1 tRNA gene and 1 rRNA gene are annotated in these 2,004 nt (G+C 46.0%); both read right to left on the reverse strand.

The annotated features are described in order from the left end of the window. Positions 1-107: 107 nt before the first annotated feature. A tRNA-Ile gene (locus tag OIU83_RS23490) sits at positions 108-181 on the reverse strand. Between the two features lie 121 nt (positions 182-302). Further along, positions 303-1,816: ribosomal RNA gene (locus OIU83_RS23495) — 16S ribosomal RNA — on the reverse strand. Between the last annotated feature and the right edge of the window lie 188 nt (positions 1,817-2,004).

The following is a 2,004-nucleotide window of genomic DNA, read 5'->3' on the forward strand; positions in this document are numbered from 1 at the left end:
ATGAATTGTTGTAATCCCTAATTTTTCAACCCTAGAATTTCCTGTAATCTGTAAATGAACGTGTCTTTTAATGTATAATTAATAATTTAAAATTATCAATTATTTTGTTGTCTCGGACAGACTCGAACTGTCGACCCCTACATTATCAGTGTAGTACTCTAACCAGCTGAGCTACGAGACACTCTTATTCTTAAATTTTATTATTTGAACTAACAGCAGAGTAATATAATCTTAAATTTAACCTATAGGTCAATTCGTCTTCTTTCCCTAACGTGCATAAATGCTAACATATAGGGCTCTAGAAAGGAGGTGTTCCAGCCGCACCTTCCGGTACGGCTACCTTGTTACGACTTAGCCCTAGTTACCAGTTTTACCCTAGGCAGCTCCTTGCGGTCACCGACTTCAGGCACCCCCAGCTTCCATGGCTTGACGGGCGGTGTGTACAAGGCCCGGGAACGTATTCACCGGATCATGGCTGATATCCGATTACTAGCGATTCCAGCTTCACGGAGTCGAGTTGCAGACTCCGATCCGAACTGTGACCGGTTTTATAGATTCGCTCCTGGTCGCCCAGTGGCTGCTCTCTGTACCGGCCATTGTAGCACGTGTGTAGCCCAAGGCGTAAGGGCCGTGATGATTTGACGTCATCCCCACCTTCCTCACAGTTTGCACTGGCAGTCTTGTTAGAGTTCCCGACATGACTCGCTGGCAACTAACAACAGGGGTTGCGCTCGTTATAGGACTTAACCTGACACCTCACGGCACGAGCTGACGACAACCATGCAGCACCTTGTAAATTGTCTTGCGAAAGATCTGTTTCCAAACCGGTCAATCTACATTTAAGCCTTGGTAAGGTTCCTCGCGTATCATCGAATTAAACCACATGCTCCACCGCTTGTGCGGGCCCCCGTCAATTCCTTTGAGTTTCATTCTTGCGAACGTACTCCCCAGGTGGGATACTTATCACTTTCGCTTAGCCACTGAACTTGCGCCCAACAGCTAGTATCCATCGTTTACGGCGTGGACTACCAGGGTATCTAATCCTGTTCGCTACCCACGCTTTCGTCCATCAGCGTCAATCCATTAGTAGTAACCTGCCTTCGCAATTGGTATTCCATGTAATCTCTAAGCATTTCACCGCTACACTACATATTCTAGTTACTTCCTAATAATTCAAGTTTAACAGTATCAATGGCCGTTCCACCGTTGAGCGATGGGCTTTCACCACTGACTTATTAAACCGCCTACGGACCCTTTAAACCCAATGATTCCGGATAACGCTTGGATCCTCCGTATTACCGCGGCTGCTGGCACGGAGTTAGCCGATCCTTATTCTTACAGTACCGTCAAGCTGGTTCACGAACCAGTGTTTCTTCCTGTATAAAAGCAGTTTACAATCCATAGGACCGTCATCCTGCACGCGGCATGGCTGGATCAGGCTTGCGCCCATTGTCCAATATTCCTCACTGCTGCCTCCCGTAGGAGTCTGGTCCGTGTCTCAGTACCAGTGTGGGGGATCTCCCTCTCAGGACCCCTACCCATCGTAGCCTTGGTAAGCCGTTACCTTACCAACTAGCTAATGGGACGCATGCTCATCTTTTACCGTTGTGACTTTAATAGTGGCTTCATGCGAAGCTGCTATGCTATGAGGTATTAATCCAAATTTCTCTGGGCTATCCCTCTGTAAAAGGTAGATTGCATACGCGTTACGCACCCGTGCGCCGGTCTCTGCTCCCGAAGAAGCATACCCCTCGACTTGCATGTGTTAAGCCTGCCGCTAGCGTTCATCCTGAGCCAGGATCAAACTCTTCATCGTATATTTTAATATTATATTGCGACTAATGATTCTATCGGTTTTTTCAAATCTTTCGATTCTATTACTCTTTATTTTATTGTTCTAAGATCTCTCTTAAAACGGCTGTCAATTCAATATGTCTAGGAACGTGTTCTTATTTTTTGTTTCGCTTGTTTCTCAAAGCGGGTGCAAAAGTAGAAAAGTTTTTT

The sequence above is a fragment of the Flavobacterium shii genome (assembly GCF_025847235.1).
Lineage (GTDB): Bacteria > Bacteroidota > Bacteroidia > Flavobacteriales > Flavobacteriaceae > Flavobacterium > Flavobacterium shii.